This is a genomic window from Streptomyces sp. NRRL F-2580 (assembly GCF_000720115.1).
GTDB lineage: Bacteria > Actinomycetota > Actinomycetes > Streptomycetales > Streptomycetaceae > Streptomyces.
Window position 1 is genome coordinate 309,508 of record NZ_JOIR01000005.1, and the last position, 24,769, is coordinate 334,276.

General features: G+C 72.1%; 23 protein-coding genes and 1 pseudogene. 23 read left to right on the forward strand and 1 reads right to left on the reverse strand.

All coding sequences use genetic code 11. The features are described 5' to 3' along the window. Window positions 1-145: 145 nt before the first annotated feature. The 6 genes from IF88_RS0107485 (at window position 146) to ftsH (ending at window position 9,915) form a co-directional block, all read left to right on the forward strand. Complete coding sequence (locus tag IF88_RS0107485) at window positions 146-1,636, forward strand: negative regulator NsdA (RefSeq protein ID WP_030708513.1); 1,491 nt, start codon at window positions 146-148, stop codon at window positions 1,634-1,636. Between the two features lie 292 nt (window positions 1,637-1,928). Beyond that, entirely contained in the window at window positions 1,929-3,272 is a 1,344-nt protein-coding gene (locus tag IF88_RS0107490; protein ID WP_030708515.1) for an ammonium transporter, read from the forward strand. Next, window positions 3,269-3,607, forward strand: a complete 339-nt coding sequence (locus tag IF88_RS0107495) for a P-II family nitrogen regulator (RefSeq protein WP_030708521.1) — start codon at window positions 3,269-3,271, stop codon at window positions 3,605-3,607. Before IF88_RS0107490 ends, IF88_RS0107495 begins: the two co-directional genes overlap by 4 nt. 17 nt (window positions 3,608-3,624) lie before the next feature. Beyond that, window positions 3,625-6,051 (forward strand): [protein-PII] uridylyltransferase, encoded by a 2,427-nt coding sequence (locus tag IF88_RS0107500; protein ID WP_030708523.1) that lies wholly within the window; start codon window positions 3,625-3,627, stop codon window positions 6,049-6,051. 223 nt (window positions 6,052-6,274) lie between these two features. Next, complete coding sequence (gene ffh, locus IF88_RS0107505) at window positions 6,275-7,849, forward strand: signal recognition particle protein (RefSeq protein WP_030708525.1); 1,575 nt, start codon at window positions 6,275-6,277, stop codon at window positions 7,847-7,849. A gap of 128 nt (window positions 7,850-7,977) precedes the next feature. Next, window positions 7,978-9,915, forward strand: a complete 1,938-nt coding sequence (gene ftsH, locus IF88_RS0107510) for an ATP-dependent zinc metalloprotease FtsH (protein WP_030708528.1) — start codon at window positions 7,978-7,980, stop codon at window positions 9,913-9,915. A gap of 66 nt (window positions 9,916-9,981) precedes the next feature. Here the strand turns inward: ftsH and IF88_RS0107515 are convergent, their stop codons facing one another. Next, window positions 9,982-10,659 carry a class I SAM-dependent methyltransferase gene (locus IF88_RS0107515; RefSeq protein WP_037805545.1) on the reverse strand — a complete coding sequence of 226 codons (678 nt, stop codon included), beginning with the start codon at window positions 10,657-10,659 and terminating at the stop codon, window positions 9,982-9,984. A gap of 131 nt (window positions 10,660-10,790) precedes the next feature. Between IF88_RS0107515 and proS the strand changes: the two genes are divergently transcribed. The 17 genes and pseudogenes from proS (at window position 10,791) to whiG (ending at window position 24,762) form a co-directional block, all read left to right on the forward strand. Beyond that, window positions 10,791-12,203: a proline--tRNA ligase gene (gene proS, locus IF88_RS0107525; RefSeq protein ID WP_030708532.1), complete on the forward strand. Its 1,413-nt coding sequence runs from the start codon at window positions 10,791-10,793 to the stop codon at window positions 12,201-12,203. 210 nt (window positions 12,204-12,413) lie between these two features. After that, complete coding sequence (locus IF88_RS0107530) at window positions 12,414-13,010, forward strand: hypothetical protein (protein ID WP_030708534.1); 597 nt, start codon at window positions 12,414-12,416, stop codon at window positions 13,008-13,010. 318 nt (window positions 13,011-13,328) lie between these two features. Then, the gene (gene rpsP / locus IF88_RS0107535; protein WP_030386406.1) at window positions 13,329-13,769 is read left to right on the forward strand and encodes a 30S ribosomal protein S16; all 441 of its coding nucleotides are present in this window, start codon (window positions 13,329-13,331) and stop codon (window positions 13,767-13,769) included. 2 nt (window positions 13,770-13,771) lie between these two features. Then, window positions 13,772-14,011 (forward strand): RNA-binding protein, encoded by a 240-nt coding sequence (locus tag IF88_RS0107540; protein WP_030708535.1) that lies wholly within the window; start codon window positions 13,772-13,774, stop codon window positions 14,009-14,011. An 82-nt stretch (window positions 14,012-14,093) separates the two neighbouring features. After that, window positions 14,094-14,726: a ribosome maturation factor RimM gene (rimM, locus tag IF88_RS0107545; RefSeq protein WP_030708537.1), complete on the forward strand. Its 633-nt coding sequence runs from the start codon at window positions 14,094-14,096 to the stop codon at window positions 14,724-14,726. Next, complete coding sequence (gene trmD, locus IF88_RS0107550; RefSeq protein WP_030708539.1) at window positions 14,726-15,547, forward strand: tRNA (guanosine(37)-N1)-methyltransferase TrmD; 822 nt, start codon at window positions 14,726-14,728, stop codon at window positions 15,545-15,547. The genes rimM and trmD overlap by 1 nt, the downstream gene beginning before the upstream one ends. Before the next feature lie 132 nt (window positions 15,548-15,679). Beyond that, the gene (gene rplS, locus IF88_RS0107555; RefSeq protein WP_030708541.1) at window positions 15,680-16,030 is read left to right on the forward strand and encodes a 50S ribosomal protein L19; all 351 of its coding nucleotides are present in this window, start codon (window positions 15,680-15,682) and stop codon (window positions 16,028-16,030) included. Window positions 16,031-16,074: 44 nt separating this feature from the next. Continuing rightward, on the forward strand, window positions 16,075-16,887 hold the full coding sequence (lepB, locus tag IF88_RS43240) for a signal peptidase I (protein WP_037805546.1): 813 nt from the start codon (window positions 16,075-16,077) through the stop codon (window positions 16,885-16,887). After that, a pseudogene (gene lepB, locus IF88_RS0107565) lies at window positions 16,880-17,926 on the forward strand (signal peptidase I). Before lepB (IF88_RS43240) ends, lepB (IF88_RS0107565) begins: the two are co-directional and overlap by 8 nt. Continuing rightward, on the forward strand, window positions 17,850-18,746 hold the full coding sequence (gene lepB / locus IF88_RS0107570) for a signal peptidase I (protein WP_030708547.1): 897 nt from the start codon (window positions 17,850-17,852) through the stop codon (window positions 18,744-18,746). The pseudogene lepB (IF88_RS0107565) and the gene lepB (IF88_RS0107570) overlap by 77 nt, the downstream one beginning before the upstream one ends. Before the next feature lie 43 nt (window positions 18,747-18,789). After that, window positions 18,790-19,572, forward strand: a complete 783-nt coding sequence (lepB, locus tag IF88_RS0107575) for a signal peptidase I (protein WP_030708549.1) — start codon at window positions 18,790-18,792, stop codon at window positions 19,570-19,572. After that, window positions 19,562-20,065: an NUDIX hydrolase gene (locus IF88_RS0107580; protein ID WP_030708551.1), complete on the forward strand. Its 504-nt coding sequence runs from the start codon at window positions 19,562-19,564 to the stop codon at window positions 20,063-20,065. Before lepB (IF88_RS0107575) ends, IF88_RS0107580 begins: the two co-directional genes overlap by 11 nt. A gap of 55 nt (window positions 20,066-20,120) precedes the next feature. After that, window positions 20,121-20,429, forward strand: coding sequence for a DUF2469 domain-containing protein (locus tag IF88_RS0107585; RefSeq protein ID WP_005311352.1), 309 nt, complete (start codon window positions 20,121-20,123; stop codon window positions 20,427-20,429). Window positions 20,430-20,538: 109 nt separating this feature from the next. Then, a complete protein-coding gene (locus IF88_RS0107590) occupies window positions 20,539-20,910 on the forward strand; it encodes a YraN family protein (RefSeq protein ID WP_030708553.1) in 372 nt (123 codons plus the stop codon). Then, complete coding sequence (locus IF88_RS0107595) at window positions 20,910-22,544, forward strand: YifB family Mg chelatase-like AAA ATPase (RefSeq protein ID WP_030708555.1); 1,635 nt, start codon at window positions 20,910-20,912, stop codon at window positions 22,542-22,544. The genes IF88_RS0107590 and IF88_RS0107595 overlap by 1 nt, the downstream gene beginning before the upstream one ends. Further along, entirely contained in the window at window positions 22,541-23,716 is a 1,176-nt protein-coding gene (dprA, locus tag IF88_RS43245; RefSeq protein WP_030708557.1) for a DNA-processing protein DprA, read from the forward strand. The genes IF88_RS0107595 and dprA overlap by 4 nt, the downstream gene beginning before the upstream one ends. Before the next feature lie 209 nt (window positions 23,717-23,925). After that, a complete protein-coding gene (gene whiG / locus IF88_RS0107605; protein ID WP_051836561.1) occupies window positions 23,926-24,762 on the forward strand; it encodes an RNA polymerase sigma factor WhiG in 837 nt (278 codons plus the stop codon). Window positions 24,763-24,769: the final 7 nt, after the last annotated feature.

A 24,769-nucleotide genomic window follows, 5' to 3' on the forward strand; every position in this document is an offset into this window, starting at 1 on the left:
ACTTTCGGTACACGAACCCCAAAAGCAGGCCCGTTCGTGGGTATGCCGGAGGCAATGCGTGAAGGACCTGTGAAGGTCCGTGGCGGCGCCCTGCGCCCCGGCCAGGGTTTCGTGTGGAAGAGGGTGAGCGGATGGGGGCGTTCCAGTGAGCGGCAACGGCGCAAGCGGAACGATCGAGGACGCTGCTGCGCGCAACGAACAGCTGACCTCGTGGTTCGTCCGCAGCGGCTGGTCCAAGGGCGAACTCGCCCGGCAGGTCAACCGCCGGGCCCGTCAGATGGGCGCCCACCACATCAGCACGGACACCTCCCGGGTGCGCCGCTGGCTGGACGGCGAACAGCCCCGCGAGCCCGTTCCGCGCATCCTGTCCGAGCTGTTCTCCGAGCGCTTCGGCTCCGTCGTCGCCATCGAGCAGCTCGGCCTGCGCACCGCCCACCAGACCCCCTCCGTCTCCGGGGTCGACCTGCCCTGGGCCGGCCCGCAGACCGTCGAGCTGCTCGGCGAGTTCTCCCGCAGCGACCTGATGCTGGCCCGCCGCGGCTTCCTCGGGACCTCGCTCGCCCTCTCCGCCGGCCCCGCCCTCATCGAGCCCATGCAGCGCTGGCTCGTACCGGTCCCGGCCGCCGACCCGGGACCGCGCACGGCGGGGCCGACGGGGGCCCTCGGCGGCCACCGCCCGCCCCGGCTCTCCGAACCGGAACTCGACCTCCTCGACGCCACCACCGTCATGTTCCGCCAGTGGGACGCCCAGTGCGGGGGCGGGCTGCGCCGCAAGGCCGTCGTCGGCCAGCTCCACGAGGTCACCGACCTGCTCCAGGAGAGCCACCCCGCCCCGGTCATGAAGCGGCTCTTCAAGGTCGCCGCCGAGCTGGCCGAACTGGCGGGCTGGATGAGCTACGACATCGGCCTGCACCCCACCGCGCAGAAGTACTTCGTCCTCGCCCTGCACGCCGCGAAGGAGGCCGGCGACAAGCCGCTCGGCTCGTACATCCTCTCCGGCATGAGCCGCCAGATGATCCACCTGGGCCGTCCCGAGGACGCCCTCGAACTCGTCCACCTCGCGCAGTACGGCAGCCGCGACTGCGCCGGCCCGCGCACCCAGGCCATGCTGTATGCGATGGAGGCCCGCGCGTACGCCAACATGGGCCAGCCCAGCCGCTGCAAGCGGGCCGTGCGGATGGCCGAGGACACCTTCTCCGACGTCGCCTTCGGCGGCGAGCCCGAGCCCGACTGGATCCGCTTCTTCTCCGAGGCCGAGCTGAACGGCGAGAACTCCCACTCGTACCGGGACCTGGCCTACGTGGCCGGGCGCAGCCCCATGTACGCCTCCCTCGCGGAGCCCGTCATGGAGCGGGCCGTCGAGCTCTTCGAGAAGGACGAGGAGCACCAGCGCTCGTACGCCCTCAACCTCATCGGCATGGCCACCGTCCACCTGCTCCAGCGCGAGCCGGAGCAGGCCGCGGCCCTCGTCGACAGGGCCCTCGACGTGGCGGGAAAGGTGCGGTCCGAACGGGTGAACACGCGCCTGCGCAAGACCGTCGACAGCGCCGCCCGTGAGTACGGCGACGTAGCCGAGGTGGTCCGGCTCACCGACCACCTCGCCTCCCGGCTCCCCGAAGCCGCGGAGGCCGTCTGACGGCCCCGGCGGCCGCCCCTCAGGCCCCGGCCGCGGCAGTCACCCCGTGAAGCCCGATCAGGCTCCCCCAGCCAGGACGTCCGGGTCACCGCCGCGGCCGGTCGCACCACCCGCACAGTTCATGGACGCGTAACACGCCCGACCTCTTCGTCATCGGCGCGAAACACCCAGCGGCGCCGCCGGAAACCGGCCTGCGCGAATCTCATGGCCAATAACCGGCCAGTTCCCAATGCCGCCGCTCAGGTTTTCACGATCGCCCGCACGCGAACGTACCGACGACGAGGAGACGCCGATGGCATCAGCCATCACGACCCTCGCGGCAGACGCCCCGACGCTGTCTGCCGCGAACACCGGGTTCATGCTCATCTGCTCCGCCCTGGTCATGCTGATGACCCCGGGACTCGCCTTCTTCTACGGAGGCATGGTCCGCGTCAAGAGCAGCCTCAACATGCTGATGATGAGCTTCATCAGCCTGGGGATCGTCACGATCCTCTGGGTGCTCTACGGCTTCAGCCTCGCCTTCGGCACCGACTCCGGCTCCCTCATCGGCTGGAACTCCGACTACGTGGGCCTCAGCGGCATCGGGATCACCGAGCTGTGGGACGGCTACACCATCCCGGTCTACGTCTTCGCCGTCTTCCAGCTGATGTTCGCCGTCATCACCCCGGCCCTGATCAGCGGCGCCCTCGCCGACCGCGTGAAGTTCAGCGCCTGGGCCCTGTTCACCGTCCTGTGGGTCACCGTCGTCTACTTCCCCGTCGCCCACTGGGTCTGGGGCGCGGGCGGCTGGCTCTTCGAGCTCGGCGTCATCGACTTCGCGGGCGGCACGGCCGTCCACATCAACGCCGGCGCCGCCGCCCTCGGCGTGATCCTGGTCATCGGCAAGCGCGTCGGCTTCAAGAAGGACCCGATGCGCCCGCACAGCCTGCCCCTCGTGATGCTCGGCGCCGGTCTGCTCTGGTTCGGCTGGTTCGGCTTCAACGCGGGCTCCTGGCTCGGCAACGACGACGGCGTCGGCGCGGTCATGTTCGTGAACACCCAGGTCGCCACCGCCGCCGCCATGCTGGCTTGGCTCGGCTACGAGAAGCTGCGCCACGGCTCCTTCACCACCCTCGGCGCCGCCTCCGGCGCGGTCGCCGGCCTCGTCGCCATCACCCCCGCCGGCGGTGCGGTCAGCCCGCTCGGGGCCATCGCGGTCGGCGTCATCGCCGGTGTGCTCTGCGCCATGGCGGTCGGCCTCAAGTACAGGTTCGGCTACGACGACTCCCTCGACGTGGTCGGCGTCCACCTCGTCGGCGGTGTCGTCGGCTCCCTCCTCGTCGGCCTCTTCGCCACCGGCGGGGTCCAGTCCGACGTGGCCGGCCTCTTCTACGGCGGCGGCCTCGAACAGCTCGGCAAGCAGGCCATCGGGGTCTTCTCCGTCCTCGCCTACTCTCTGGTGGCGTCCGCGCTGCTCGCCTTCCTCCTCGACAAGACGATCGGGATGCGGGTCAGCGAGGACGTCGAGGTCGCCGGCATCGACCAGGCCGAGCACGCCGAGACCGCCTACGACTTCAGCGGAGCCGGTGGCGGCGCGGCCTCGCGCAGCACCGCCGCACCCACCCCCTCCGCCGCGAGCAAGAAGGTTGACGCATGAAGCTGATCACCGCGATCGTCAAGCCGCACAAGCTGGACGAGATCAAGGAAGCCCTCCAGACCTTCGGAGTGCAGGGCCTCACGGTCACCGAGGCCAGCGGCTACGGCCGTCAGCGCGGTCACACCGAGGTCTACCGCGGTGCCGAGTACCAGGTGGACCTCGTCCCCAAGATCCGCATCGAGGTGCTGGTCGACGACTCCGACGCCGAGGAACTGATCCGCGTCATCGTGAGCGCGGCGGCGACCGGCAAGATCGGTGACGGCAAGGTGTGGAGCGTCCCCGTGGACTCCGTCGTACGGGTCCGCACCGGCGAGCGCGGCGCTGACGCGCTCTAGGTGACGGGAGCTCCCGGGTGACGAGCGTCGAAGAGACCACGGACAACACGGCCGACTCGGGACCCGGCGGATACGCCGCGGCCCGGCTGCGACTCCTCCAGGAGGAGTCGCGGTCCGGGCCTTCGCGGCGTTCCGCCCTGGCCGGGCTGACCGACGACTGGCTGAACGCCCTGTTCACGACCGCAGTACGGGAGACCGGCGTCCGCGGTGCCACCCTGGTCGCCGTCGGCGGCTACGGGCGGGCCGAACTCTCCCCGCGCAGCGACCTCGACCTGGTGCTGCTGCACGACGGCAAGGCGGAACCGCGGGCGCTGAGCGCGCTCGCCGACCGCCTCTGGTACCCGGTGTGGGACCTCGGGCTCGCCCTCGACCACTCGGTACGGACCCCCGGCGAGGCCCGCAAGACCGCCGCCGAGGACCTCAAGGTCCAGCTCGGCCTGCTCGACGCCCGGACCGTCGCCGGCGACGCCGGACTCCTCGCCGGACTGCGGACCTCCGTCCTGGCCGACTGGCGCAACCAGGCCGCCAAACGCCTCCCGCAACTGCACGCCCTGTGCCGTGAGCGGGCCGAGCGCGCCGGAGAGCTCCGCTTCCTGCTCGAACCCGACCTCAAGGAGGCCCGCGGCGGGCTCCGCGACGTCACCGCGCTGCGGGCCGTCGCGGCCTCCTGGCTGGCCGACGCCCCGCGCGACGGCCTCGCCGAGGCCCGGCGGCGGCTCCTCGACGCGCGGGACGCCCTCCATCTGGTGACCGGCCGGGCCACCGACCGGCTCTCGCTCCAGGAACAGGACCAGGTCGCGGCGCAGCTCGGGCTGCTCGACGCGGACGCGCTGCTCCGCGAGGTGTACGAGGCCGCGCGGATCGTCGCGTACGCCGGTGACGTGACCTGGCGGGAGGTCGGGCGGGTGCTGCGGGCCCGCGCCGCCCGGCCCCGGCTGCGCGGGCTGCTGGGCGCCCGGGCCGCCGCGGCGGCCGCGCGGGCACCGCTGGCCGAGGGCGTGGTGGAGTCCGACGGGGAGGCCGTCCTTGCCCTGGCGGCGCGTCCCGACCGCGATCCCGTCCTGCCCCTGCGGTTCGCCGCGGCCGCCGCGCAGGCGGGACTTCCCGTATCGCTGCATGCCGTACGCAGGCTCGCGGCGCAGGCCAAACCGCTCCCGGTGCCCTGGCCGGCCGAGGCGCGGGAACAGCTGGTGACCCTGCTCGGCGCGGGGGAGCCCACGGTCGCCGTGTGGGAGGCGCTGGAGGCGGAAGGCCTGATCACGCGGCTGCTCCCCGACTGGGAGCGGGTGCGGTGCCGCCCGCAGCGCAACCCCGTCCACACCTGGACGGTGGACCGCCACCTCATCGAGACGGCGGTGCGGGCCTCGGCCCTCACCCGCCGGGTCGGCCGCCCCGACCTGCTGCTGATGGCGGCCCTCCTGCACGACATCGGCAAGGGCTGGCCGGGCGACCACTCGGTGGCCGGCGAGACGATCGCCCGCGACGTCGCCGCCCGCGTGGGCTTCGACGCGCAGGACGCCGCCGTGCTGGGGGCGCTCGTACGGCACCACCTGCTGCTGATCGACACCGCGACCCGGCGCGACCTGGACGACCCGGCCACCGTCCGCTCGGTCGCCGAGGCCGTCGGGTCGGTGGGCACGCTGGAGATACTGCACGCCCTGACGGAGGCGGACGCCCTGGCCACCGGACCCGCGGCGTGGAACGCATGGCGGGGCTCGCTGGTGGCGGACCTGGTCGCGCGGGTCGCCGCCGTGCTGCGCGGCACGGCCCCGGCGGTGCGGGAGGCGGAGATCCCGACCACGGAACAGGAACGCCTGGCGGTCGAGGCCCTGCGCACCCGGGAGCCGGTGCTCGCGCTCCACGTCCGGCAGGAGGAGGACGCGGTCGGCGGGGAACTGGTCGTGGCCGTACCCGACCAGCCGGGGGTCCTCCCGGCGGTCGCCGGGGTGCTGGCCCTGCACCGGCTCACCGTACGGGCGGCGGACCTGCGCTCCATGGAGCTCCCGGACCGGCTGGGCGAGGTCCTGGTGCTGCGGTGGCGGGTGGCGGCGGAGTACGGCGCGCTGCCCGAGGCCGCGCGGCTGCGCAGCGACCTCGTCCGGGCCCTGGACGGCTCGCTGGACGTCCCGGCGAAGCTGGCGGACCGCGAGGCGGCGTACCCGCGCCGGCGCGGGGTCGTCCCGCCGCCGCCCCGGGTCACGGTCGTCCCGGAGGTCTCCTCGCTGGCCACGGTCCTGGAGGTGCGGGCTCCCGACGCGGTGGGCCTGCTGCACCGGATCGGGCGGGTGCTGGAGTCCCGGGGCGTCCGGGTCCGCAGCGCGCACGTCTCCACGCTGGGCGCGAACGCGGTGGACACGCTGTACGTCACCAACTCCGACGGCAAGCCCCTGGACCCGGCGGAGGCCGCCGCCCTGGCCGGGTCGGTGCAGGCCGCCCTGGCGTAGCCCTGCGGCGCCGCTGCCGGGGGCTCCGCCCCCACACCTCCGCTCCTCAAACGCCGGAAGGGCCGGCTCTTTCAGCCCGTCGGCGATTGAGGCGCGGGTCCGGACGAGCCCGGTTCCGGGAAGGGGCGGGGAAGGAATGCCGCCCGCAGGGCCATGCAGGTGGCGCGGCCCGATACCCTGGGGGACGACCACAACGCCCCCGACCCGAGGAATCGCGACCACCGTGTTCGATACGCTCTCCGACCGCTTGGCGAATACCTTCAAGGGCCTGCGCGGCAAAGGCCGGCTGTCCGAGGCTGACATCGACTCCGCGGCCCGGGAAATCCGTATCGCCCTCCTCGAGGCCGACGTCGCCCTCCCGGTCGTCCGCTCCTTCATCGCGAACGTCAAGGAAAGGGCCCGCGGCGAGGAGGTCAGCAAGGCGCTGAACCCCGGCCAGCAGGTCCTGAAGATCGTCAACGACGAGCTCGTCACGATCCTCGGCGGCGAGACCCGGCGGCTGCGCTTCGCCAAGACCGCGCCCACCGTGATCATGCTGGCCGGTCTCCAGGGTGCCGGTAAGACCACCCTCGCCGGAAAGCTCGGCCTCTGGCTCAAGGGGCAGGGCCACACCCCGCTCCTCGTCGCCTGCGACCTCCAGCGCCCCAACGCCGTCAACCAGCTCTCCGTCGTCGCCGACCGCGCCGGCGTGGCCTTCTACGGCCCCCAGCCGGGCAACGGCGTCGGTGACCCGGTCCAGGTCGCCAAGGACTCCGTCGAGTACGCGCGGACCAAGCAGCACGACATCGTCATCGTCGACACCGCCGGCCGCCTCGGCATCGACCAGGAGCTGATGCAGCAGGCCGCAGACATCCGCGACGCCGTCAGCCCCGACGAGATCCTGTTCGTCGTCGACGCCATGATCGGTCAGGACGCGGTCAACACCGCCGAGGCCTTCCGCGACGGCGTCGGCTTCGACGGCGTCGTGCTCTCGAAGCTCGACGGCGACGCCCGCGGTGGTGCCGCGCTCTCCATCGCGCACGTCACCGGCAAGCAGATCATGTTCGCCTCGAACGGTGAGAAGCTCGACGAGTTCGACGCCTTCCACCCGGACCGCATGGCGGGCCGGATCCTCGACATGGGTGACATGCTCACCCTCATCGAGCAGGCCGAGAAGACCTTCTCGCAGGCCGAGGCCGAGAAGATGGCGGCCAAGCTCGCCAAGGGTCCCAAGGAGTTCACGCTCGACGACTTCCTGGCCCAGATGGAGCAGGTCCGCAAGATGGGCTCCATCTCGAAGCTGCTCGGCATGCTGCCCGGCATGGGTCAGATCAAGGACCAGATCAACAACATCGACGAGCGCGACGTGGACCGCACCGCCGCGATCATCAAGTCGATGACCCCGGCCGAGCGCCAGGACCCGACGATCATCAACGGCTCGCGCCGCGCCCGTATCGCCAAGGGTTCCGGCACCGAGGTCAGCGCCGTCAAGTCGCTCGTCGAGCGGTTCTTCGACGCCCGCAAGATGATGTCCCGCATGGCCCAGGGCGGCGGCATGCCGGGCATGCCCGGCATCCCCGGGATGGGCGGCGGCCCCGGCCGGCAGAAGAAGCAGGTCAAGCAGGCCAAGGGCAAGCGCAAGAGCGGCAACCCGATGAAGCGCAAGGAAGAGGAGGCCGCGGCAGCGGCCCGCCGTGAGCAGGGCCCGCAGGCGATCGAGCCCGCGGCCGGCGGCAGCCCCTTCGGCCTTCCCGCCGACGGCGGCCAGCCGGGCCAGGACTTCGACCTTCCGGACGAGTTCAAGAAGTTCATGAAGTAGTACCCGCGCAGGCGGGCAGCGGAGGGCCCCGGTCGTGATCCCACGGCCGGGGCCCTCTGTCCTCTGCGGGGCAACGGGTCGATTTGTCGCTTATCGTCGGCCGGGAGGATGGCAGAAGGAGGCGCCCCGTGCCCAGCCCCACCCCCGTACCTCCGCGCGACCGGGCCGACACGCCCTGGCGCTCGGAAGGCGCCCCGCCCACGCCTCCGCCGAAGAAGAGGATGCCGGGCGGCTGGAGGGGACTGATCCTCGCCGCCCTGATCGTCTACCTGGTGACCAACCTGGTGCTGTCCTTCTTCAACGAGGGGGACGAGCCGACGATCTCGTACACCGAGTTCAGCAAGCAGGTGGCCAACGGCAACGTCTCGAAGATCTACTCCAAGGGCGACGCGATCCAGGGCGAGCTGAAGGCCGAGCAGCCGCTGCCCGAGGGGGACAAGGGCGACTACACCAAATTCGTCACCCAGCGCCCGGCCTTCGCCGACGACGACCTGTGGGCCAACCTCACCAAGCAGAACGTGACCGTGACGGCCTCCCCGGTCGTCGTGCAGCGCAGCTTCCTCGCCAACCTGCTGCTCTCCCTCGCCCCTATGCTCCTGCTGGTCCTGCTGTGGGTGGTCATCGCCCGCCGGATGGGCTCGGGGATGGGCGGCATGGGCGCCCTCGGGCGCAAGGCCCCGCCCAAACCCGTGGAGCTGGAGACGGGCGACAAGCGCACCACCTTCGAGGACGTCGCCGGCATCGACGAGGTCGAGGGCGAGCTCAACGACGTCGTCGACTTCCTCAAGAACCCGCAGGCCTACCGGAAGCTGGGCGCCCGGATGCCCGGCGGCGTCCTCCTGTCCGGCCCGCCCGGCACCGGCAAGACCCTGCTGGCGCGCGCGGTCGCGGGCGAGGCCGGGGTGCCGTTCTTCTCCGCCTCCGCCTCCGAGTTCATCGAGATGATCGTCGGCGTCGGCGCCTCCCGCGTCCGCGAGCTCTTCACCGAGGCGCGCAAGGTGGCCCCCGCGATCATCTTCATCGACGAGATCGACACCATCGGCCGGGTGCGCGGCGGCGGCGCGGCCCTGGGCGGCCACGACGAACGCGAACAGACCCTGAACCAGATCCTCACCGAGATGGACGGCTTCTCCGGCTCGGAGGGGGTCGTCGTCCTAGCCGCCACCAACCGGGCCGACGTCCTCGACCCCGCCCTGACCCGGCCCGGCCGCTTCGACCGCACGGTGACCGTCTCCCCGCCCGACCGGGGCGGCCGCGAGGCCATCCTGCGCATCCACACCCGGGACATCCCGCTCGCCCCGGGCGTCGACCTCGCGCAGGTCGCCCGTACCACCCCCGGAATGACCGGCGCCGAACTGGCCAACCTCGCCAACGAGGCCGCGCTGCTCGCCGTGAAGCGCCGGCAGGACCAGGTCACCCAGTCCGACCTCTCCGACGCCCTGGAAAAGGTCCAGCTCGGCGCGGAGCGGTCCCTGGTGATGCCCTTGGAGGAGCGCCGCCGCACCGCGTACCACGAGAGCGGCCACGCCCTCCTGGGCATGCTCCAGCCGGGCGCCGACCCGGTCCGCAAGATCACGATCGTGCCCCGCGGCCGCGCCCTCGGTGTCACCCTCTCCACCCCGGACGCCGACCGGTACGCGTACACCGAGGAGTACCTGCGCGGCCGCATCATCGGGGCGCTCGGCGGCATGGCCGCCGAACACGTCGTCTACGACGTCATCACCACCGGCGCCGAGAACGACCTCGAACAGGTCACCAACATCGTCCGAGGCATGGTCGGCCGCTGGGGCATGAGCGACCGCGTCGGCAAGCTCACCGCCATCCCCTCCGACGGAGGCGGCCCGTACGGCCTGTCCGCCGCCCCCGCCACCCTCGACGCGGTCGACCACGAGATGCGGCGGATCGTCGACGAGTGCTACATGGACGCCTGCCGCCTGCTGCGCGAACACCGGCCGCAGCTCGACGCCCTGGCCGAGGCGCTGCTCGCCAACGAGACCCTGGACGAGGCGGCCGCTTACGCCGCCGCCGGGATCACCCGCCTGACGAAGGCCCACGACGCCGACTGACTGACGGAGGGCCGGCCGCGCCGCGGAGATCAGCCCATCCGGGCGATCTCGGCCGCGCCGCGGAGATCAGCCCATCCGGGCGATCACATACCGGAAGATGTTCGGCAGCCACACGGCGCCGTCGGACCGCTCGAACGGGTGAAGCGCCTCGGCCAGCTCCTTCTCCGCCAGCGCGGGGTCGGCCGCGCCGTCGTAGAGCCCGGTCGACAGCAGCCCGCGCACCGCGCTGTCCACGTCCGCGTACCCGAAGGGGCAGAACACCCGCCCCGATCCGTCCGGTGTGAGTCCGGCCCGCTCCACCAGTGCGTCCAGGTCGCGGGGCGAGGGCCCGCCACCCAGGACCGCGGGCACCGTGCAGCGCTCCGCCGGGCCCCAGTCGGCCAGCACCACCGCCCCGCCGCGGCGCACGGCGGGCAGGGCCGCGGCCAGCTCCGCCGGGGACGGCGAGAAGGCCAGCAGGGCGTCGTACGGGCGCGGCGCCGACGGCGGGGCCGCCAGTACCTCCAGCAGCCGCTCACGGGCCAGGGCCCGCCGGGCCGGATCCGCCTCCACGCCCGTGGCCACGGCTCCCCGCCCGGCCGCGAGCAGCAGGGGCAGGCCGGCCCCGCAGTCGAGGCCCAGCAGCCGGTCACCCGGCCCTACCTCCAGTCGGTCGTAGACCGCTTCGTACAGCGGTACCAGCATCCGTTCCTGGATCTCCGCCCAGTCCCGGGCGACGAGCGTCGCCGTCGGCGTCGGTGTCATCGAAAGAGCGCTCCTGATTCCGTGTCGCCCCCTTGCCCCCGTTGCCAGAGAACTCCCCATTCGCCCCCGCGTCCAGAGGAGCGCGCCACCCGATTCACGCATCGCGTGCCCGGCGCCGTACGATTCGCGGCATGGCAAAGGCACCCGTTCTCACCCCGCAGGCGGAGGATTTCCCCCGCTGGTACCAGGATCTGATCAACAAGGCCGAGCTGGCCGACAACGGTCCGGTCCGCGGCACCATGGTCATCCGACCGTACGGCTACGGCCTGTGGGAGCGGATGCAGCAGGAGATGGACGCGCGCATCAAGGACGCGGGCGCCCAGAACGCGTACTTCCCGCTCTTCATCCCGCAGTCTTACCTGACGAGGGAAGCCGAGCACGTCGAGGGCTTCGCCCCCGAGCTCGCGGTCGTCACGCACGGCGGCGGCAAGGAGCTCGAAGAGCCTGTCGTCGTCCGGCCCACGTCCGAGACGATCATCAACGACTACTTCTCCAAGTGGGTCCAGAGCTACCGCGACCTGCCCCTGCTGATCAACCAGTGGGCCAACGTGGTCCGCTGGGAGATGCGCCCGCGCGTGTTCCTCCGTACGAGCGAGTTCCTCTGGCAGGAGGGCCACACCGCCCACGCCACCTACGAGGAGGCCCGCGACTACGCCGCCCGCATCCACACGGACGTCTACGGCGACTTCATGACGAACGTGCTCGGCATCGACGTCGTGCTCGGCCGCAAGACGGCCAAGGAGCGCTTCGCCGGCGCCATCAACACCCTCACCCTCGAGGGCATGATGGGCGACGGCAAGGCCCTGCAGCTGGGCACGAGCCACGAGCTCGGCACCAACTTCGCCAAGGCCTTCAACACCCAGTACCTGTCGAAGGAAGGCAAGCAGGAGCTCGTCTGGCAGACCTCGTGGGGCGTCTCGACCCGCATGGTCGGCGGCCTGATCATGTCCCACGGCGACGACAACGGCCTGCGGGTGCCGCCGCGCCTCGCGCACGTCCAGGTCGTCGTCATGGCGATCAAGGGCGACGAGGCCGTCGCCAAGGTCCGCGAGCTCGGCGCACAGTTGAAGGCGGCCGGCCTCCGCGTCCAGGTCGACGACCGCGTGGACACCCCCTTCGGCCGTCGCGCCGTGGACTGGGAGCTCAAGGGCGTACCGGTGCGCATCGAGATCGGCCCCCGCGACCTGGAGGCCGGCACCGCGATGCTGGCCCGCCGGATCCCGGGCGGGAAGACCCCGGTGCAGATCGACGCCCTCGCCGACCTGCTGCCCAAGGTGCTCGACGAGGACCAGGCGCAGCTGCTGCGCGAGTCCCGCGAGCGCCGCGAGTCCCGCACCTCCGACGTCGCGACCATCGAGGAGGCCGCCGAGGCCGCCATCGCCGGCGGCTGGGCGCGGATCCCGTGGGCGGACCTCGGTCCGGAGGGCGAGGCGAAGCTGGCCGAGCAGGCCGTCTCCGTGCGCTGCCTGATCGCCGAGGACGGGTCGGTTCCCCAGGCGGACGACGCCCCCGGTACCCTCGCGATCGTCGCGCGCTCGTACTAGTCGCGCCCCGAAGGCTCCTGCGCCCCGGCGTGCGGCTCGTGCCGCGCGCCGGGGCGGCTTCGTCGGTGGTCCTCGTTAAGTACCGACTCCTCCTGAGATCGGCGCACCCGTCCTCGTCAGGACGCATGAGACTGAACTGACTGGTACGTGCAAAAAATTTGGAATGGCCCGGAATCGGAACACCCGGGCACCCCGGCTCGTTGTCACGACGTGAGCACGACACCACCTGTTCTCGCCGCAGAGCTGGCGCAGGCGTGGGCCGATATTCAGCGGCACCACCCCGAGCTGCCTGACCTTGCCGCGCCCGAGTCCCTGATCGGAGAGTCCTCGTCCGCCTGCGGCGCCGAGCTCTCCTTCGAGCGACTGCTGCACGAGGCAGTCCACGGCATCGCCGCCGCCCGCGGAGTCCGAGACACCTCGCGCGCCGGCCGCTACCACAACCGCAGATTCCTCGCGATCGCCGAGGAGCTGGGGCTGGACCACTCCGAGGAACCGCACGCCAGCAGCGGCTTCTCGCTCGTCACGCTCAATCCGGAGGCGAAGCGGCGCTACCGCCCCACCATCGAACGGCTGCAGCGCGCCCTCAAGGCGCACACCGCCGCCACGGCCGCCGACACCAAGCGCAGCTTCCGCGGACCGGCCGCCCGGCACGGGTCCTCCGGCGGCGGCGTGCGCGTCAAGGCGGTCTGCGACTGCGGGCGCAACGTGCGGGTGGTCCCCTCCGTGCTGGCCCAGGCGCCGATCGTGTGCGGCGGGTGCATGAAGCCCTTCCGCATCCCCGAAGTCGCCATCGCGGCGGCCTCCTGACCACCGTCACCGCCGCCAACGGGGCCACCGCCCCACGGCGAACCGGCCGCCGGGCCCTCGCCCCCACCGGGGCGACCGCCTACGGCGCGCACGCGGGCAGCCCGCACCGCCGCACCACCGGCGGGCCGCCCGCGGGAGCCGGGCCGCCCCGCCCGGCTGAGCGCGCCGCGGGCGTATGGCACAATGGCTAGCTGTACTCGACAGTCGCATAGGACCCCTCTCTCCTCCGGCTGACGCGTCCATCGGGCACCCGAGTACCGCAACCCCACGTGGCATCTCATGTGCCCAACCACGTCAAGTTCAGGAGACACCACTCCAGTGGCAGTCAAGATCAAGCTCAAGCGCCTCGGCAAGATTCGCCAGCCGCACTACCGCATCGTCGTCGCCGACGCCCGCACCCGCCGGGATGGTCGCGCGATCGAGGAGATCGGTATCTACCACCCGACCTACAACCCGTCGCGCATCGAGGTCAACGCCGAGCGTGCGCAGTACTGGCTGTCCGTCGGCGCCCAGCCCACCGAGGCTGTGCTCGCCATCCTGAAGCTGACCGGTGACTGGCAGGCCCACAAGGGTCTCCCCGCCCCCGCGCCGCTCCTGCAGCCGGAGACGAAGGAGAGCAAGCGTCGCTCCTTCGACGAGTTCGCCAAGGCCCTCGAGGGCATCGGCGAGGGCAAGGGCGAGGCCATCACGCAGAAGGCGAAGAAGGCCGACAAGAAGGCGGACGAGGCTGAGGCCGCCGCCGAGTCGACCGAGGCCTGAGCATGCTCGAGGAGGCTCTTGAGCACCTCGTAAAGGGCATTGTGGACAACCCCGACGAAGTGCAGGTCGCCTCGCGCGACCTGCGTCGCGGGCAGGTGCTCGAGGTCCGGGTCCACCCCGACGACCTCGGCAAGGTGATCGGCCGCAACGGCCGCACCGCGCGTGCTCTGCGTACCGTCGTGGGCGCCATCGGCGGCCGTGGGATCCGCGTCGACCTCGTCGACGTGGACCAGGTCCGCTGAGCAGTTGAATCACCGGCACGGGCCGGGGAGGGCATTCGTGCCCACCCCGGCCCGTCGTCGTCTGAACAGGAGAGAGACCACAGTGGAGCTGGTAGTCGCGCGGATCGGCCGCGCCCACGGCATCAAGGGTGAGGTCACCGTCGAGGTGCGCACGGACGAGCCGGAGCTGCGGCTCAGCCCCGGCGCGGTGCTCAAGACGGAGCCCGTCACCGCGGGACCGCTGACCATCGAGACGGGCCGGGTGCACAGCGGCCGGCTGCTGCTCCGCTTCGCCGGCGTCAAGGACCGCACCGGGGCCGAGGCGCTGCGCAACATCCTGCTGATCGCCGAGGTGGACCCGGCGGAGCTGCCGGAGGAGGAGGACGAGTACTACGACCACCAGCTGATGGACCTGGACGTGGTACTTGAGGACGGCACCGAGATCGGCCGGATCACCGAGATCTCCCACCTGCCCTCGCAGGACCTCTTCATCGTCGAGCGGCCGGACGGCTCCGAGGTGATGATCCCCTTCGTTGAGGAGATCGTCGCCGAGATCGACCTGGAGGAGCAGCGCTGCGTCATCACCCCGCCACCGGGGCTGATCGACGAGCGCGAAGCCGTCGTCGCCTCGTCCCGTGACGAGGACGCGGCCCCCGACGAGGACGCTGCCCCTGACGAGGACGCTGCCCCTGACGCGGACCCGGCCCGTGACGCGGACTCCGGGGACAACGCCTGATGCGACTCGACGTCGTCACGATCTTCCCCGAGTACCTGGAGCCGCTGAACGTCTCCCTCGTCGGCAAGGCCCGTGCCCGCGGGCAGCTCGACGTGCACGTCCACGACCTGCGGGACTGGACGTACGACCGGCACAACACGGTCGACGACACCCCGTACGGCGGCGGTCCCGGCATGGTCATGAAGACCGAGCCCTGGGGCGAGGCCCTGGACGCGGCGCTGGCCGACGGCTACGAGGCGGGCGCGCACGGGCCCGTCATGGTCGTCCCCACGCCCAGCGGCCGGCCCTTCACCCAGGAACTGGCCGTCGAGCTCTCCGAGCGGCCCTGGCTGATCTTCACGCCGGCCCGGTACGAGGGCATCGACCGCCGGGTCATGGACGAGTACGCCACGCGCATGCCGGTGTACGAGGTCTCCATCGGCGACTACGTCCTGGCGGGCGGCGAGGCAGCCGTCCTGGTCGTCACCGAGGCCGTGGCCCGGCTGCTGCCCGGGGTCCTCGGCAACGCCGAATCGCACCGCGACGACTCCTTCGCGCCGGGCGAGATGGCCAACCTGCTGGAGGGGCCCGTCTTCACCAAGCCCCCGGTGTGGCGCGGCCGCGACATCCCCGAGGTGCTGCTCAGCGGTCACCACGGGAAGATCGCCCGCTGGCGCCGGGACGAGGCCTTCCGCCGCACGGCGCGGAACCGGCCCGACCTGATCGAGCGCTGCGAGGCCTCCGCCTTCGACAAGAAGGACCGGGAGATCCTCTCCGTCCTGGGCTGGACGCCGTCCCCGGACGGCCGATTTTGGCGCAGGCCGCAGACCGTGGAAGAATAGGCGGCTGCTGTACGCCCGCGAGCGCCCCTGCCACAGGGGGACCGTCGCCCGCAGGGTGGGACAGCTCCCGAATTCTCTACGGAAACCCGCCCGGCGGCCTGTGGCGTCGTGCGAAGAAAGCAGACGAAGAACATGTCTCACCTGCTCGATGGCGTCAACGCCGCCACGCTCCGCTCGGACGTCCCGGCCTTCCGCCCGGGTGACACGATCAACGTGCACGTCCGCGTGATCGAGGGCAACCGCTCCCGTATCCAGCAGTTCAAGGGCGTCGTCATCCGTCGCCAGGGCGCCGGGGTCTCCGAGACCTTCACCGTCCGCAAGGTCTCCTTCAGCGTCGGCGTGGAGCGTACCTTCCCGGTCCACTCCCCGATCTTCGAGAAGATCGAGCTCATCACCCGCGGTGACGTTCGCCGTGCGAAGCTGTACTACCTCCGTGAGCTCCGCGGCAAGGCCGCGAAGATCAAGGAGAAGCGCGACAAGTAAGGTCGCCTCCGGTGTTCCGGGGCGGCCGGATAGGCTCGCCCCCGATGGACACCGAAGCACCTCACACGCAGCGCGGCCACTCTTCCCCCGGCGAGGGGGAGGAGCGGCCGCGTTTTGCGTTCTCCACGCCAGGCAGGACCGGCGCGCGAAAGCGGGCTTCCGGGGGACCCGCGTCCGGGGGTCCCGCGTCCGGGGCGCCCGCGAACGGGCGGGCGTCGTCCCGGGGGCCGCTGACCTGGCGGCGGGCCGGAGTGCTCGGCGTGATCTGCACGGTCTTCCTGCTGCTCTTCAGCAACTTCGTGGTCCAGCCCTTCCTGATCCCGAGCCGCTCCATGGAGCCGACCCTCCAGGTCGGGGACCGGGTACTGGTCAACAAGCTGGCGTACCGTTCCGGCGACCGGCCGGCCCGCGGGGACCTGGTGGTCTTCGACGGCACGGGCTCCTTCGTACCGGAACGCCCGGAGGGGAATCCGGTCGGCGTGCTGCTGCACGGCGCGGCCTCGGCGCTCGGGCTCGCGGAGCCGTCCGACACCGACTTCGTGAAGCGGGTCGTGGGCGTCGGCGGTGACGACGTGGTGTGCTGCGACGCCGCCGGGCGGGTCGAGGTCAACGGCGTGCCGCTGGACGAGCCGTACCTGTATCCCGGTGACGTGCCCTCGAAGGTGCCGTTCCGGATCGTCGTACCCCTGGGGAGCCTGTGGGTGATGGGTGATCATCGGTCCCAGTCCCGGGACTCACGGGACCACCTCGGGGAACCGGGCGGGGGGATGGTGCCGGTGGACATGGTGATCGGGCGGGCCGACTGGATCGGCTGGCCGGTTTCGCGCTGGGGCGCGGTCGGCGGCGGTCATGGGTAACCGGGGACGGCCGCGCGGCGGCCGGGAGCGGGAGCCCGAACCGGAGCCGGAACCGACACCCGTACCGGTGGTGGAGGGCGGCCGGGCCGAACGGCGCCGGACGGCCCGCAAGGTGCGCCGGCGCCGCCGCACGCGCCGGGCGGGCGAGCTGCCGCTGCTGGTCGTGGTGGCGCTGTGCATAGCCCTGCTCCTCAAGACCTTCCTGGTGCAGGCCTTCTTCATCCCTTCGGGCTCGATGGAGCAGACGATCCGGATCGGCGACCGGGTCCTCGTCGACAAGCTGACCCCGTGGTTCGGCTCCAAGGTCGAGCGCGGCGACGTCGTCGTGTTCAAGGACCCCGGCGGCTGGCTCAAGGGCGAGGCGGCCCGGCCCGCCCAGGATCCGGTCGGCGTCAAACAGATCAAGCAGACCCTGACCTTCATCGGTCTGCTGCCCTCGGCCGACGAGCAGGACCTCATCAAGCGCGTCATCGGCGTGGGCGGGGACACCGTCCAGTGCTGCGACAGCCGGGGCCGGGTCACCGTCAACGGCTCCCCGCTCGACGAGCCGTACGTGAACCCGGGCAACGCCCCCTCGGAGATCACTTTCGAGGTCGAGGTACCGCCCGGCCGGCTCTTCGTCATGGGCGACCACCGGGCGAATTCGGCGGACTCGCGCTTCCACCTCGACGAGGCCTTCGAAGGAACGATCGACGAGAAGGGGGTCGTCGGCGAAGCCGTGGTGATCGCCTGGCCGTTCGGGCACTGGAAGCGACTGGAACAGCCCGCGACCTTCCGCATGGTGCCCGATCAGGCACGGAGCGAAGGACGCGGACGGCGTAAGCGCCGTCGGGGCGTGCCGTTCGCATAGTGTGTCTTCGGTCTCCCGCGCCTTAGGGAACTCCCGCTCGTTAAGGGAGGGGAGGGCCCGTGCCTGTTTCGGCGCGGGCGGCGATCGCGAGTGAGGAGTGGATGTGGGGGATGTGGCGGTAGGCGCACGATCCGGACGCGACGAGGGCGAGGAGCGGCCGGACGATGCAGTCGAGCGCGACGCCGATGAGGACGGTACCGCGGCGCGCGCGCACCGCTCGTTCTGGAAGGAACTTCCGCTCCTCATCGGCATCGCCCTGCTGCTGGCCCTGCTGATCAAGACCTTCCTGGTGCAGGCGTTCTCGATCCCGTCCGACTCGATGCAGGACACGCTGCAGCGCGGTGACCGGGTGCTGGTGGACAAGCTGACCCCGTGGTTCGGTTCCGAGCCGGAGCGCGGTGAGGTCGTGGTCTTCCACGACCCCGCGAACTGGCTCTCGGGGGAGCCGACGCCGGAGCCGAACATCGTGCAGAAGGCCCTCAGCTGGATCGGCCTCATGCCGTCCGCCGAGGAGAAGGACCTGATCAAGCGGACCATCGCCATCGGCGGTGACACGGTCGAGTGCAAGAAGGGGGGACCGGTCGTCGTCAACGGCAAGGAGCTCGACGAGCCGTACATCTTCCCCGGCAACACCCCTTGTGACGACGCCCCCTTCGGTCCGATCACCGTGCCCAAGGGCAAGATCTGGGTGATGGGCGACCACCGGCAGAACTCCCAGGACTCCCGCTACCACATGCAGGACTCCACCCAGGGCTTCGTTCCGGTCGACAAGGTCGTCGGGCGCGCCGTTGTGATCGCGTGGCCGCTCACCCGCTGGTCGACCCTGCCGGTCCCGGCCACCTTCGACCAGCCGGGCATCGGCAACCAGGCCGCCGCGACCGCGCTGGGTCTTGGGGCCTCCGGACTGGCGCCGGTCGGGCTCGGCCCGGCCGCGCTGGGCCTCGTCGGGGCTGTTCCGCTGGTCATGTGGCGCAGGCAGAAGCTGACCGGCGGTCGTACCGCCCGGTAGGGTGCCGCCCAGGTCGTCGATCCCGGAGTGTGGGGGCGCTGCAATGGGCGGAACACAAGCGATACGCAGTGGCAAGGATGGCCGCGGCGGTCTCGGCAATGTGCTGTCGGGACTGGCCGTGGCCATCGGCTTTGCGCTCTTCCTCGGCGGTTTCGTGTGGGGGGCGTTCCTCTACCAGCCCTACACGGTGCCGACCGACTCGATGATGCCGACCGTGCGGCCCGGGGACCGGGTCCTCGCGCAGCGCATCGACGGCGAGGAGGTGCGCCGCGGGGACGTGGTCATCTTCACTGATTCCCTGTGGAGCGATTCGCCCATGGTCAAGCGGGTCGTCGGCATCGGCGGCGACACCGTGAAGTGCTGCGGCGCGGGCGGCGAACTCACCGTGAACGGCACGCCGCTGGACGAGCCGTACGCCGACACCACCCGGCCGGACACGGGTCTCGCCACGCCGCCGGGGCAGGCCCCGCCGCCCGGGACCCCCTTCGAGGTGACGGTCCCCGAGGGGAACCTCTTCCTGCTGGGCGACCGGCGGGCCGCGTCCCTGGACTCCCGGGCCCACCTGCAGGAGGCCGGGCAGGGGACCGTGCCCCGGTCGGCCGTCAGCGCCCGCGTCGACGCCCTGGCCTGGCCCTCCGCGAAGATGCTGGAGCGGCCGGCGACGTACGCCGCCCTGCCCGGCGGCATCTCGCGGCCCGGGCCGCTGCGGCTCCAGCTGGTGGCGGTGGCCGCCGGCGCCGCCCTGGTCCTGCTGGGGGCCGCGTACGGCCCCCTGGCGCGGGTCCTGGGGCGCAGGCGGCGGCAGGAGCGGGCCGGTGTCCGCTGACCAGGCCGGAACGGGCCACCGGAAGGTGTCGCGGGTGATCCTGCTGGACCCGGAGGACCGGATCCTGCTGCTGCACGGCTTCGAGCCGGCGGACCCCTCGGACGACTGGTGGTTCACCCCGGGCGGCGGGCTGGAGGGCAACGAGAGCCGGGAGCAGGCCGCACTGCGCGAGCTGGCGGAGGAGACGGGGATCACAGAGGTGGAGCTGGGGCCGGTGCTGTGGCACCGCTACTGCTCCTTCCCCTTCGACGGGCGCCGCTGGGAGCAGGACGAGTGGTACTTCCTTGCACGTACCAGCCAGACCGCGACCGAGATGGGCGGGCTCACCGAGCTGGAGCGGCGCAGCGTCACCGGAGCCAGGTGGTGGACCTCCGAGGAACTTCTCTCGGCCCATGAGACGGTGTACCCGACCAGACTCGCCGAGCTGCTCCGTACGCTGCTCGACGACGGTCCTCCGGGTGAGCCGGTGGTCCTGGCCCCGGAAATCGTTTAGGGGCGCATGGGCCTGGCGCACAATAGGGGGACGCACGGCTGAAGGGGAACATGCCATGAGTGCCGAGGACCTCGAAAAGTACGAGACCGAGATGGAGCTGAAGCTCTATCGGGAGTACCGCGACGTCGTCGGGCTGTTCAAGTATGTGATCGAGACCGAACGCCGTTTCTACCTCACCAACGACTACGAGATGCAGGTGCACTCGGTCCAGGGCGAGGTCTTCTTCGAGGTCTCCATGGCCGACGCGTGGGTCTGGGACATGTACCGGCCGGCCCGCTTCGTGAAGCAGGTCCGGGTGCTGACCTTCAAGGACGTGAACATCGAGGAGCTCAACAAGAGCGACCTCGAACTGCCCGGCAGCTGAGTTCCCTCACCCGGGAGGGTGAGGGGGTTGTCCACAACGGCCGGCTTGTCCACCAAGATCCACAAGGTGGGCGGGGACGCGGGACCGTCGGTGCCGGAGGTGGTGCCGGATGAACGCGAAGGGCGTGGCACAGCAGGCATTGGGGCGGTACGGCGAGGAACTCGCGGCGCGGCGGCTGACCGAGGCCGGGATGACCGTGATCGCGCGGAACTGGCGGTGCCGCGGCGGTGAGATCGACATCGTCGCGCGGGACGGGGACGCCCTCGTCGTGTGCGAGGTCAAGACCCGCCGGGCGGCTGACTTCGAGCATCCCATGGCCGCCGTGCGGCCTGCCAAGGCCGAGCGCTTACGGGGGCTCGCCGGGCGGTGGCTCGCCGACCACGGCGGACCGCCCCCGGGCGGCGTGCGCATCGACCTCGTCGGAGTCCTGCTGCCGCGGCGCGGCGCTCCCCTGGTGGAACACGTCAGGGGGGTGGCCTGATGGGCTTCGCGCGAGCCTGCTCGGTGGCCCTGATCGGCGTCGACGGGGTGGTGGTCGAGGTCCAGGCAGATCTGGAGCCCGGGGTCGCGGCCTTCACCCTGGTGGGGCTGCCGGACAAGACCCTCGTCGAGAGCCGGGACCGGGTGCGGGCGGCCGTGGTCAACTCCGGTGCGGCCTGGCCGCAGAAGAAGCTCACGGTCGGGCTCAGCCCCGCCTCCGTGCCGAAGTCCGGCGCCGGATTCGACCTGGCCGTCGCCGCGGCCGTGCTCGGGGCCGCCGAGGTGGTCGACCCGGTCGCCATCGCCGACCTCGTCCTCATCGGTGAGCTGGGACTGGACGGCCGGGTGCGTCCCGTCCGCGGGATCCTGCCCGCGGTCCTCGCCGCGGCGGAGGCCGGATACCGGCAGGTGGTCGTGCCGCAGCAGTGCGCCGCCGAGGCCGCCCTCGTGCCGGACGTCTCGGTGCTCGGCGTGCGCAGCCTGCGCCAGCTGATCGCGGTCCTGACCGACGGGGTGGTCCCCGAGGAGGAGCCGCCCGAACCGCCGGGGCGCCCCGATCCGATACTGGCCGGCCTGCTCGTCCCCGGGGCGGGGCTGGGCACGGGTCTCGCCCCCGGCCGCGGCGGCCGCGGGGACGCCGCGGACTTCCCCGACCTCGCCGACGTGGCCGGGCAGCACACGGCCCGCCGCGCCCTGGAGGTGGCGGCCGCCGGAGGCCACCACCTGTTCCTCAGCGGACCCCCGGGCGCGGGGAAGACGATGCTGGCCGAGCGGCTGCCCTGGATCCTGCCGCCGCTCACCCGCCAGGACTCGGTCGAGGTCACGGCCGTGCACTCGGTCGCGGGAATCCTCCCGCCCGGCGAACCACTGGTCGCCCGGCCGCCGTACTGCGCACCGCACCATTCGGCGACCATGCAGTCCCTGGTGGGCGGCGGCACCGGCGTCCCCAGGCCCGGGGCGGTCTCCCTGGCCCACCGCGGCGTGCTCTTCCTGGACGAGGCCGCCGAGTTCCACAGCCGGGCCCTGGACGCGCTGCGCCAGCCCCTCGAATCGGGACACGTGGTCATCGCCCGCGCGGCCGGGGTGGTGAGGCTGCCGGCCCGGTTCCTGATGGTGCTTGCCGCGAACCCGTGCCCGTGCGGGCGCCACACCCTGCTGGGAGCCGGGTGCGAATGCCCGCCCTCGGTGATCCGGCGCTACCAGGCGCGGCTGTCCGGGCCGCTGCTCGACCGGGTGGACCTCAGGGTGCAGGTCGAGCCCGTGACCCGCTCCGATCTGCTGGGGCAGGGCGGGCGGGGAGAAGCCACCGCCGTGGTCGCCGGGCGGGTGCGGGAGGCCCGGGAGCGCGCCGCGGCCCGGCTCGCCGGCACCCCCTGGCGGCTCAACTCCGAAGTGCCCGGACAGGAGCTGCGGACCCGGTGGCAGGTGGGCCCGGGGGCACTGGCGCAGGCCGAGCGCGATCTGGAGCGGGGGCTGCTCACCGCGCGCGGGCTGGACCGGGTCCTGCGGGTCGCCTGGACCGTCGCCGACCTGCGGGGGCGGGACCGGCCCGACGCGCTGGACGTGGCGGTGGCGCTGGAGCTGCGGACCGGGATCACCCGCGGGGCGATCCCGGTGACGGGAGGCGCGACGTGACCGGCGCCGGCGAAGGGGAACTGCTGGCGCGGGCGGCGCTCACACGGGTGCTGGAGCCCGGGGACGAGCACGGCGGGCGCTGGCTGCGCGAGCACGGCGCGGTCGGGCTGATGGGGCTGCTCACCGGCCCCGAGGCGGGATCGGAGGCCCCGGCCGGAGTGGGACCGGAGCGGCTCGCCGGATACCGCAGACGGGCGGCGCTGGCCGATCCGCGCCGCGACCTCGAACAGGCCGCCGCGGCGGGAGGCCGGTTCGTGTTCCCGGGATCGGCGGAGTGGCCGACCCAGCTCGACGACCTCGGCGACGCCCGCCCCGTCGGGCTGTGGCTGCGGGGCCGGCCGAACTTGCGGACGTGGGCGCTGCGTTCGGTCGCCGTGGTCGGGGCCCGGGCCTGCACCCCGTACGGCGCGCACATGGCCCAGACTCTGGCCGCCGGGCTCGCCGAGCGGGGCTGGGTCGTGGTCTCCGGGGCCGCGTTCGGCATCGACGGCGCCGCCCACCGCGGGGCCCTCGCCCCGAGCGGCGCGACCGCGGCGGTGCTCGCCTGCGGGGTGGACGTCGCCTACCCCCGCGGACACTCCGGGCTGCTCGACCGGATCGCCGGCCAGGGGCTGATCCTCGGGGAGCTGCCGCCCGGCAGCCACCCGACCCCCAGCCGGTTCGTCCTGCGCAACCGGGTCATCGCCGCCCTCACCCGGGGCACGGTCGTCGTGGAGGCCGCCCACCGCAGCGGTTCCCTGGTCACCGCCCGGCGGGCCCAGCAGCTCGGGCGGATCACGATGGGCATCCCGGGGCCCGCCACCAGCGCGCTCTCGGCCGGGGTGCACGAGCTGCTGAGGGGCGAGGCCGCGCTCGTCACCGACGCGGCGGAAGTCGTCGAACTGGTGGGCGCCATGGGGGAGCTGGCTCCCGAGCGGCGCGGCCCGGTGCTCGCCCGGGACCTGCTGGACCGGGACACCGTCCGAGTGCTCGAAGCGCTCCCGGCCGGACGCCCGGCTGACGCGGCGGAGGTGGCACTTGCCTCCGGCACCGGCACCGATGAAGTCATCGGCAGACTGTACGAACTTCACTCTCTGGGGTTCGTCGAACGGCAGGGCGACGGCTGGCAGTTGAGCAGACACACGGCTGGAGGGGACACACAAACCCGGTCCGCCCGGCGAGGCGGTCGTTGACCTGGGGAGTTCCGGTGAAAGAGTGAAACCGATGAGAGACGCGGTCTTCCCGATGGCAGCCGCCGGGACCGTGCGCGCGGCGCCGGTCCCGGGCGGCGCGTGCGAGCCGGGGCGCGCCTGTGCCCCCGCGCCATCCCGTACTCTTCGCGCACCGCGACACTTCCGTCACGCTACGCTCCCAAGGAATCCGGCTCCGGCAAAGGCGAAGCATGCCCCAGCACACCTCAGGGTCTGACCGCGCTGCGGTGCCCCCCGCTGCCCGCGGCAGCGTGCGGTCCACCGCGCCCTCGTCCCTGGAGGTGCTGTGGCGCTCGTACAAGGAATCGGGTGACGAGCGACTGCGGGAGCAATTGATCCTGCACTACTCGCCCCTGGTGAAGTACGTCGCCGGCCGCGTCAGCGTGGGGCTGCCGCCCAATGTCGAGCAGGCCGACTTCGTCTCATCCGGGGTCTTCGGACTGATCGACGCCATCGAGAAGTTCGACATCGACAGGTCGATCAAGTTCGAGACGTACGCGATCACCCGGATCCGCGGCGCCATGATCGACGAACTGCGGGCCCTGGACTGGATCCCCCGCTCCGTCCGGCAGAAGGCGCGGGCCGTGGAGCGGGCGTACGCCACGCTGGAGGCGCAGCTGCGGCGCACCCCGACGGAGAGCGAGGTCGCCGGGGAGATGGGCATCGGGGTGGAGGACCTCCACACCGTCTTCAGCCAGTTGTCCCTCGCGAACGTGGTCGCGCTGGAGGAGCTGCTGCACGTCGGCGGCGAGGGCGGCGACCGCCTCTCGCTGATGGACACCCTGGAGGACACCGCCGCCGACAACCCGGTCGAGGTGGCGGAGGACCGCGAACTGCGGCGCCTGCTGGCGCGGGCCATCAACACACTGCCCGAGCGGGAGAAGACCGTGGTGACCCTCTACTACTACGAGGGCCTCACGCTCGCCGAGATCGGGAACGTGCTGGGCGTCACCGAGAGCCGGGTCAGTCAGATCCACACCAAGTCCGTCCTGCAGCTGCGCGCGAAGTTGGCGGATGTAGGACGGTGAGCTTGCG

Bases quoted from the DNA above. Each gene is read 5' to 3' on its own strand.
- IF88_RS0107490 (WP_030708515.1), top strand. From the start codon at position 1,929: ATGGCATCAGCCATCACGACCCTCGCGGCAGACGCCCCGACGCTGTCT.
- IF88_RS0107495 (WP_030708521.1), top strand. From the start codon at position 3,269: ATGAAGCTGATCACCGCGATCGTCAAGCCGCACAAGCTGGACGAGATC.
- IF88_RS0107515 (WP_037805545.1), bottom strand. From the start codon at position 10,659: ATGACACCGACGCCGACGGCGACGCTCGTCGCCCGGGACTGGGCGGAG.
- proS (WP_030708532.1), top strand. From the start codon at position 10,791: ATGGCAAAGGCACCCGTTCTCACCCCGCAGGCGGAGGATTTCCCCCGC.
- IF88_RS0107540 (WP_030708535.1), top strand. From the start codon at position 13,772: ATGCTCGAGGAGGCTCTTGAGCACCTCGTAAAGGGCATTGTGGACAAC.
- trmD (WP_030708539.1), top strand. From the start codon at position 14,726: ATGCGACTCGACGTCGTCACGATCTTCCCCGAGTACCTGGAGCCGCTG.
- rplS (WP_030708541.1), top strand. From the start codon at position 15,680: ATGTCTCACCTGCTCGATGGCGTCAACGCCGCCACGCTCCGCTCGGAC.
- lepB (WP_037805546.1), top strand. From the start codon at position 16,075: ATGGACACCGAAGCACCTCACACGCAGCGCGGCCACTCTTCCCCCGGC.
- lepB (WP_030708549.1), top strand. From the start codon at position 18,790: ATGGGCGGAACACAAGCGATACGCAGTGGCAAGGATGGCCGCGGCGGT.
- IF88_RS0107585 (WP_005311352.1), top strand. From the start codon at position 20,121: ATGAGTGCCGAGGACCTCGAAAAGTACGAGACCGAGATGGAGCTGAAG.
- IF88_RS0107590 (WP_030708553.1), top strand. From the start codon at position 20,539: ATGAACGCGAAGGGCGTGGCACAGCAGGCATTGGGGCGGTACGGCGAG.
- IF88_RS0107595 (WP_030708555.1), top strand. From the start codon at position 20,910: ATGGGCTTCGCGCGAGCCTGCTCGGTGGCCCTGATCGGCGTCGACGGG.
- whiG (WP_051836561.1), top strand. From the start codon at position 23,926: ATGCCCCAGCACACCTCAGGGTCTGACCGCGCTGCGGTGCCCCCCGCT.